Genomic DNA, 7,239 nt, shown 5'->3' on the forward strand with positions numbered 1-7,239 from the left:
GAGCTGTTCACCACGCCATGCCAGAATTTAACATAGCCGCAGGTGCAGATCGGCACCCGCCCCATCGCGAACAGGATCGAGGCCTGCAGCGCCAGCAGCAGCAACGCGATGCCGACCCAGGCGAGCGGCGGAAACGCGGCCTTGCTCGCATGCGTGGTTGCCAGCGTCATGGCTCGCGCACCATCAAGAGCGCCGGTCCGTCGGGCGTCTCGACCATGCGGTCGCGGACGAAGCCGGCCTTCTCATAGGCGTGCACGGCGCGCAGGTTGCGCGGGTCCGGATCGGTGACGATGCGCGGCAGGCCGTGCCGCAGCTGCTCGTCGGCAAACGCGCGGATGAACGCCGAGCCGTGACCGCGCGCGATCATGTCGCCCTCCCCGATGAACTGGTCGATCCCACGCGTGCGCTCCGGTTGCGGCCCGAAGCCCGTATTCCAGGCCGTCAGGCTGTAGCATTGAAGATAGCCGAACGGCCGCATCCCGGCCAATACGATGAACTGGTCCATCGCGGGCTCAATGAGGTCGCCGCTCACGAGCGCAAACTGCTCGTCCGGATCGCCCCACCATTCCCGCACATGCGCCTCGCCGAGCCACCGCCGGACCAGCGGCAGGTCGGCCACGGTCATCGGGCGGAAGGTGTAGGCGAGCGCCATGGGCCTAACCGGCCGACAGGGCTTCGATGGTCACGTTGCGGTTGGTGTAGACGCAGATGTCGGCGGCGATGTCGAGCGAGCGGCGGACGATGGTCTCGGCGTCCTTGTCGGTGTCGAGCAGGGCGCGTGCCGCGGCCAGCGCATAGTTGCCGCCGGAGCCGATCGCCATCACCCCGGCCTCGGGCTCCAGCACGTCGCCGGTGCCGGTCAGGACCAGGGAGACGTCCTTGTCGGCCACGATCATCATGGCCTCCAGCCGCCGCAGATAGCGGTCGGTGCGCCAGTCCTTGGCGAGCTCGACCGCGGCCCGGGTCAGTTGCCCCGGATATTGCTCGAGCTTGGATTCCAACCGCTCAAACAGCGTGAAGGCGTCGGCGGTGGCGCCGGCGAAGCCGCCGATGACGTCGCCCTTGCCGAGCTTGCGGACCTTTTTGGCGTTGGACTTGATCACGGTCTGGCCGATCGAGACCTGGCCGTCGCCGCCGACCACCACCTTGCCGCCCTTGCGGACGGTCAAAATCGTGGTGCCGTGCCAGCCCGGCGAGCTGTTCTGGGAATCCTGCATCAAATACCTCGTTGTCCGGCCTGATTTAGGTGGTCGGGGCCCCCGGCACAACGGGCCGCTCCGGCCCCAAATTCGCTCACCATAGACCGAACTGCCGCCCTGTTAGGGCGATCCCGCAGTAGCGAAGGTGTCATTTGGCTGTTAAAAGACCGGCGTTTTCGGCCCGAAGGGGCATGATCCGGAAAAGTGGGCACCGGTTTTCCGAGAAGATCATGCTCAACTAAATGCGAAAGCTTTCAATGCGCACCGCGACGATCAAGCGCAAGACCAAGGAGACCGACATCGAGGTGACCGTGAACCTCGATGGATCCGGCGTGGCCAAAATCGCGACCGGAATCGGCTTTTTCGACCATATGCTCGATCTCCTCGCCCGCCATTCCCGCATCGACCTCACGGTCAAGGCGGTGGGCGATCTGCACATTGATCATCACCACACCACCGAAGACACCGGCATCGCGCTTGGCCAGGCGGTCAAGCAGGCGCTCGGTACCATGGCCGGCATCACCCGCTATGCCGGCGTCCACATGCCCATGGACGAGACGCTGTCGCGCGTCGTGATCGACATCTCGGGCCGCCCGGTCCTGGTGTTCAAGGTCGATTTCCCCCGCGACAAGATCGGCGAGTTCGACACCGAGCTGGTGCGCGAATGGTTCCAGGCCTTCGCCATGAATGCCGGCGTGACTCTCCACGTCGAGACCCTATATGGCGATAACAGCCACCATATCGCCGAGTCCTGCTTCAAGGGTCTGGCGCGGGCGCTGCGGGCGGCGGTCGCGATCGATCCGAAGGCGGCGGGCGAGGTGCCCTCCACCAAGGGCTCGCTCGGCGGCTGACAACTCCCGCCGCCGGCACGCGCCGCTTGCGGTTTCACTGAATTCGAAGAACGGGGCATCGCCATGCCTGTCTATACAGTTCATGCTCCCTCTCCTGCCGGAGCCGACCTGCGTGCGACCGACAAATTCGTGTTCGTGCGCGACGGCTTCCGTTTCTGGGCGATGGTGCTCGGCCCGTTCTGGCTGCTCTGGCATCGGCTCTGGCTGGCGCTGATCGGCTGGGTGGTTTTCCTGGCTGCGTTCGATGCCGGGCTGTCTCGCCTTGGTGTCGGCCGCAGCGCGATCCTCTTCGCCAATATCATCATCGCGCTGCTGATGGGCCTTGAGGCCTCGAGCCTGCGCCGCTGGACGCTGTCGCGCGGCAAGTGGAAGCAGCTCGAYATCGTCGTTGCCGACGACGAGGACACCGCCGAGCGCCGCTTCTTCGAGCGCTGGAGCCAGAAGCAGCGCGGCATCGTCAATGACCAATGGGCCGTCGATCGCGGCGGCCCGCCGCCGACCCGCAACGTGCCGGGTCAGCAATTCTCAAATCCGCCGCCGCTGCCGGCGGGCGGCATCATTGGTTTGTTTCCAGAACCGGGAGGGTCACGATGAGCGTCGCCATCATCGATTACGGTTCCGGCAATCTGCATTCCGCCGCCAAGGCGTTCGAGCGCGCCGCGCGCAGCATGGAGAACCCGCAGAAGGTCTTCGTCACCAGCGATCCGGACCAGGCCTACGGCGCTGATCGTCTGGTGCTGCCGGGCGTCGGCGCATTCGCCGATTGCCGGCGAGGGCTAGACGCCGTCAACGGCATGGTCGAGGCGATCACTGAAGCGGTGCGCGTCAAGGCGCGGCCGATGTTCGGCATCTGCGTCGGCATGCAGCTGTTCGCCACCCGCGGCAAGGAGCATGTCATCACACAAGGCCTGAACTGGATCGGCGGCGACGTCGAGAAGATCACGCCACGCGACGAAAGCCTCAAGATCCCGCACATGGGCTGGAATACGCTCGACGTGCTGCGCGAGCATCCGGTGCTGGAGAGGCTGCCGCTCGGCCCCAAGGGCCAGCACGCCTATTTCGTGCACTCCTACCACCTCAACGCCGCCAATGAGGCGGATGTGCTCGCGCGCGCCGATTACGGCGGGCCGGTGACCGCGATCGTCGCGAAGGACACCGCCATCGGCACGCAATTCCACCCCGAGAAGAGCCAGCGCTTCGGCCTCGCCCTGATCTCGAACTTTTTGCGATGGAAGCCGTGATTCTCTTTCCCGCGATCGACCTCAAGAACGGCCAGTGCGTGCGCCTCGAGCAAGGCGACATGGCGCGCGCGACCGTGTTCAACCTCGATCCCGCAGCTCAGGCGCAGAGCTTCGTGACGCAGGGTTTTGAGTATCTCCACGTCGTCGATCTCGACGGTGCCTTTGCCGGCAAGCCGGTGAACGCGCAGGCCGTCGAGGGCATGCTGAAGACGATCAGGATTCCCGTGCAGCTCGGCGGCGGCATTCGCGATCTCGCCACCGTCGAAGCCTGGCTCGAAAAGGGCATCAGCCGCGTCATCATCGGCACCGCCGCGGTGCGCGACCCTGAATTGGTGAAAGCTGCAGCCAAGAAATTCCCCGGCCGCGTTGCGGTCGGGCTGGATGCGCGCGACGGCAAGGTCGCGGTCGAAGGCTGGGCCGAGACCTCGCAGGTGACGGTGCTGGAGATCGCGCAGCGCTTCGAGGATGCCGGCGTTGCCGCCATCATCTTCACCGACATCGCCCGCGACGGCCTGCTCAAGGGCCTGAACCTCGACGCGACCATTGCTTTGGCCGACGCCATCTCCATTCCCGTGATCGCCTCCGGCGGCCTCGCCTCGATCGAGGACGTCAAGGCGATGCTGACGCCGCGGGCGAAAAAGCTCGCCGGCGCCATCGCCGGCCGTGCGCTCTATGATGGCCGTCTCGATCCGACTTCTGCCCTCACCTTGATCCGCAATGCGCGCGCTGCCTAAAGCGCGATGAGATTAAGATGAGTCGTCATCGCGCTTTAGATTTTTGTTTGAGCATGATCTTTTCGGAAAACCGCTTCGCACTTTTCCGGATCATGCTGTAGGAGCCGACACATGTTCAAGGTGCGCGTGATCCCCTGCCTCGATGTCAAGGACGGCCGGGTCGTCAAGGGCGTCAACTTCGTCGACCTGCGCGATGCCGGCGACCCCGTCGAAGCGGCGATCGCCTACGACGCCGCCGGTGCCGACGAGCTCACCTTCCTCGACATCACYGCGACCCACGAGAACCGCGGCATCATGCTCGACGTGGTCCGGCGTACCGCGGAAGCCTGTTTCATGCCGGTGACCGTCGGGGGCGGCGTGCGCAAGGTTGACGATATCAAGACGCTGCTGCGCGCCGGCGCCGACAAGGTCTCGATCAACAGCGCCGCGGTGTCGCGGCGCGAGTTCGTCAAGGAAGCCGCGGAAAAGTTCGGCGAGCAGTGCGTGGTGGTCGCGATCGACGCCAAGCGGGTCAAGCGCCCGGGCGGCGGCGACCGCTGGGAGATCTTTACCCATGGCGGCCGCAACTCGACCGGCATCGACGCCATCGAATATGCCCAGGAAGTGGTCTCGCTCGGGGCTGGTGAAATTTTGCTCACCTCGATGGACCGCGACGGCACCAGGCAGGGTTTCGACATCCCGCTGACCCGGGCGATCGCCGACAGCGTTCCCGTTCCCGTGATCGCCTCGGGCGGCGTCGGCAATCTCGATCATCTCGTCGACGGCATTCGCGACGGCCATGCCACGGCCGTGCTGGCCGCCTCGATCTTCCACTTCGGGGAATTCACCATCCGCGAGGCCAAGGAGCACATGGCCCGGCGCGGACTGGCCATGCGCCTCGATGCCTGACGACTCCCGCTCATAAAAATGCTACATCAGCCGGTGGAGACCGGCGTAACCCGCCGGTCGCGTTTCGAGTATTCTGTATGCCGCGGTTCACGATCCACGATCTGGCCCAGACCATCGACGCCCGCGCGGCGGCCGGTGGCGAAGGCTCCTATACCCGCAAGCTTCTGGACAAGGGTGCCGAGCATTGCGCCAAGAAGTTCGGTGAGGAAGCAGTCGAAACCGTAATCGCAGCAGTCGAAAACGATCGCGATCATCTGATCGCCGAAGGTGCCGACGTGCTCTACCATTTCCTTGTGTTGCTGAAGGCCCGCGGCGTAAAGCTGGAAGAGGTCGAGGCGGCGCTGGAGAAGCGGACCACGATGTCAGGGTTGGAAGAAAAGGCGTCGCGCAAGGGCGGCTAACGGAAAGGTGGCGTCATGGATATCCGCGCACCCGAGCAGCAGTATAATCCATACCGCGTCTATACGCGCGAGCAGTGGTCGCGACTGCGCGACGACACGCCGATGACGCTGGAGCCGGGCGAGTTCGACCGGCTGCGCTCGCTGCATGACCGCCTGGACTTGCAGGAGGTCGAGGACATCTACCTGCCGCTGTCGCGATTGCTGTCGATCTATGTCGATGCGATGCAGCGCCTGTATTACGCCGAGCGCCAGTTCCTCAACATCCGCGACCGCAAGATGCCCTATATCATCGGCGTCGCCGGCTCGGTCGCGGTCGGAAAGTCCACCACGGCCCGCGTGCTCCAGGCGCTGCTGGCGCGCTGGTCGCCGCGCCCGAAGGTCGACCTGATCACGACCGACGGTTTTCTGTATCCGAATGCGGTGCTCGAGCGGCAGGGCATCATGCAGAAGAAGGGCTTTCCGGAAAGCTACGATCTGCCGCTGCTGCTCGGCTTCCTCTCCGACATCAAGGCCGGCCGTCGCCATGTGCGCGCGCCGGTCTATTCGCATCTGACCTACGACATCGTGCCGAGCCAGTGGGTCGAGATCGACCAGCCGGACATCCTGATCGTCGAGGGCGTCAACGTGCTGCAAACCGGCAAATTGCCGCGCGACGGCAAGGCGGTGCCCGTCGTTTCCGACTTCTTCGATTTCTCGGTCTATATCGACGCCGACGAGGCGGCGCTGCGGCAATGGTACATCAGGCGCTTCCTGTCGCTGCGCGACACCGCGTTCACCAATCCCAAATCCTATTTCAACCGCTATGCGCTGCTGTCCGACGAGGAAGCGACCGCGACCGCGATCGCGATCTGGGAGCGCACCAACCTCGCCAATCTCGAGGACAACATCCTGCCGACCCGCCCCCGCGCGACCCTGATCCTGAAGAAGGCCTCCGACCACACTGTGGCGAGCGTGGCGCTGCGAAGGCTGTAGTTGCGAGCCATTTAGTTGGGTCAGGGACCTGTCCGCCGAAGCTGCACGAGCGGACGCTATCGGTCAGGCCAGCCCCGCAGTTCACTGCAGCGTCACTTGCCGACGCTTGCGGTCCAATCCGCAGGCTTGATGCGGCCCACGAAAGTCGCCGCACCAGTGGCGCTTGCCCGGTAGACGAAGGCTTCGCCTTCCTGCACGTCGCCCGCGTCCTTGCCGAAGGCGTCGGCGATGTTCGTCTTGTGCGTGACGAGAAACGTGTTGGCGCCGGCCTTCGGAGACGCATCGACGAGCTGACGTACGGCCAGTCCAGCCTTTGCGTTTGCGCCGGTCGGGTTTGCCATTCCGGATGCGCTGGCGTTGCTGCTGTCCGTCAAAGCATCGACCGGCTTGACCTCGCGGCCTGAGAGTAGCTTGCCGGCCTCGATCGCGCGGTTCAGCCGGCTGGTGTAGACATCGCCGATTGGAATCGCGAGCTCCTTGATCGCCGTCCCGATCTGCCGCGCCGTATCCCTGCCCTTTTCACTGAGTTGACGCTGGACGCTCATGTCGTCGAACTTGAAGGGGTAGACGTCCTTCTGGCTGTCGTCGGTGGCGGTGTGCCGAAAGACCAGGACGTAGCCGCCTTGCTTGAGCGATGAGATCAGCTCCGGCGTATCGCCTGCGGCGTATCCGGAGAACCCGGCGAAAAGAACAACGACTGCGAGGCGGCAAAGCAAGTTCATGCTCGAAATCCTCTATTGCAAATGCCCCCGAGGATGGTGACGCGCAATGCGGTCGATTTCAATTATCGATTGCCGGCCGGGATGAGGTTCCCGTGAAATTGTGGATCAGACTGGCAGATGCCGCGCGGCYGCCAGTCCGGCCAGCGCCTCGTCGAGCTTCTCGCGGTCGAGCGGCTTGATCAGAAATCCGTTCATGCCGGCTTCGAAGCAGGCGTAGCGATCCTCCACCAG

Annotated in this window: 11 protein-coding genes; 7 read left to right on the top strand and 4 right to left on the bottom strand. The window is 64.5% G+C overall.

Going from position 1 to position 7,239, the window contains the following annotated elements:
- The 3 genes from ACXJL8_RS28680 to hslV form a co-directional block, all read right to left on the bottom strand.
- A partial coding sequence (locus ACXJL8_RS28680) for a DUF2585 family protein (RefSeq protein WP_456686009.1) occupies positions 1–170 on the bottom strand: 170 nt, incomplete at its 3' end.
- A complete protein-coding gene (locus tag ACXJL8_RS28685) occupies positions 167–652 on the bottom strand; it encodes a GNAT family N-acetyltransferase (protein ID WP_456621458.1) in 486 nt (161 codons plus the stop codon). The genes ACXJL8_RS28680 and ACXJL8_RS28685, both read right to left, overlap by 4 nt.
- A 4-nt stretch (positions 653–656) precedes the next feature.
- Positions 657–1,217 carry an ATP-dependent protease subunit HslV gene (gene hslV / locus ACXJL8_RS28690; RefSeq protein WP_456621457.1) on the bottom strand — a complete coding sequence of 187 codons (561 nt, stop codon included), beginning with the start codon at positions 1,215–1,217 and terminating at the stop codon, positions 657–659.
- 239 nt (positions 1,218–1,456) lie between these two features.
- Between hslV and hisB the strand changes: the two genes are divergently transcribed.
- The 7 genes from hisB to coaA all read left to right on the top strand — a co-directional run bounded on the left by hisB (position 1,457) and on the right by coaA (position 6,286).
- Positions 1,457–2,050: an imidazoleglycerol-phosphate dehydratase HisB gene (hisB, locus tag ACXJL8_RS28695; protein ID WP_456621532.1), complete on the top strand. Its 594-nt coding sequence runs from the start codon at positions 1,457–1,459 to the stop codon at positions 2,048–2,050.
- 63 nt (positions 2,051–2,113) lie between these two features.
- Positions 2,114–2,644, top strand: coding sequence for a DUF2628 domain-containing protein (locus ACXJL8_RS28700; protein ID WP_456621456.1), 531 nt, complete (start codon positions 2,114–2,116; stop codon positions 2,642–2,644).
- Entirely contained in the window at positions 2,641–3,291 is a 651-nt protein-coding gene (gene hisH / locus ACXJL8_RS28705; protein ID WP_279660170.1) for an imidazole glycerol phosphate synthase subunit HisH, read from the top strand. Before ACXJL8_RS28700 ends, hisH begins: the two co-directional genes overlap by 4 nt.
- The gene (gene hisA / locus ACXJL8_RS28710; protein ID WP_456621455.1) at positions 3,279–4,025 is read left to right on the top strand and encodes a 1-(5-phosphoribosyl)-5-[(5-phosphoribosylamino)methylideneamino]imidazole-4-carboxamide isomerase; all 747 of its coding nucleotides are present in this window, start codon (positions 3,279–3,281) and stop codon (positions 4,023–4,025) included. The genes hisH and hisA overlap by 13 nt, the downstream gene beginning before the upstream one ends.
- Positions 4,026–4,136: 111 nt before the next feature.
- Positions 4,137–4,913: an imidazole glycerol phosphate synthase subunit HisF gene (gene hisF / locus ACXJL8_RS28715; RefSeq protein WP_456621454.1), complete on the top strand. Its 777-nt coding sequence runs from the start codon at positions 4,137–4,139 to the stop codon at positions 4,911–4,913.
- A 77-nt stretch (positions 4,914–4,990) separates the two neighbouring features.
- A complete protein-coding gene (locus ACXJL8_RS28720) occupies positions 4,991–5,314 on the top strand; it encodes a phosphoribosyl-ATP diphosphatase (protein ID WP_456621453.1) in 324 nt (107 codons plus the stop codon).
- Positions 5,315–5,329: 15 nt separating this feature from the next.
- The gene (gene coaA, locus ACXJL8_RS28725) at positions 5,330–6,286 is read left to right on the top strand and encodes a type I pantothenate kinase (RefSeq protein ID WP_456621452.1); all 957 of its coding nucleotides are present in this window, start codon (positions 5,330–5,332) and stop codon (positions 6,284–6,286) included.
- Positions 6,287–6,378: 92 nt separating this feature from the next.
- Here coaA and ACXJL8_RS28730 read toward each other — a convergent pair whose 3' ends face one another.
- Complete coding sequence (locus tag ACXJL8_RS28730; protein WP_456621451.1) at positions 6,379–7,008, bottom strand: histidine phosphatase family protein; 630 nt, start codon at positions 7,006–7,008, stop codon at positions 6,379–6,381.
- Positions 7,009–7,239: the final 231 nt, after the last annotated feature.

Source organism: Bradyrhizobium sp. P5_C11_2 (genome assembly GCF_054049755.1).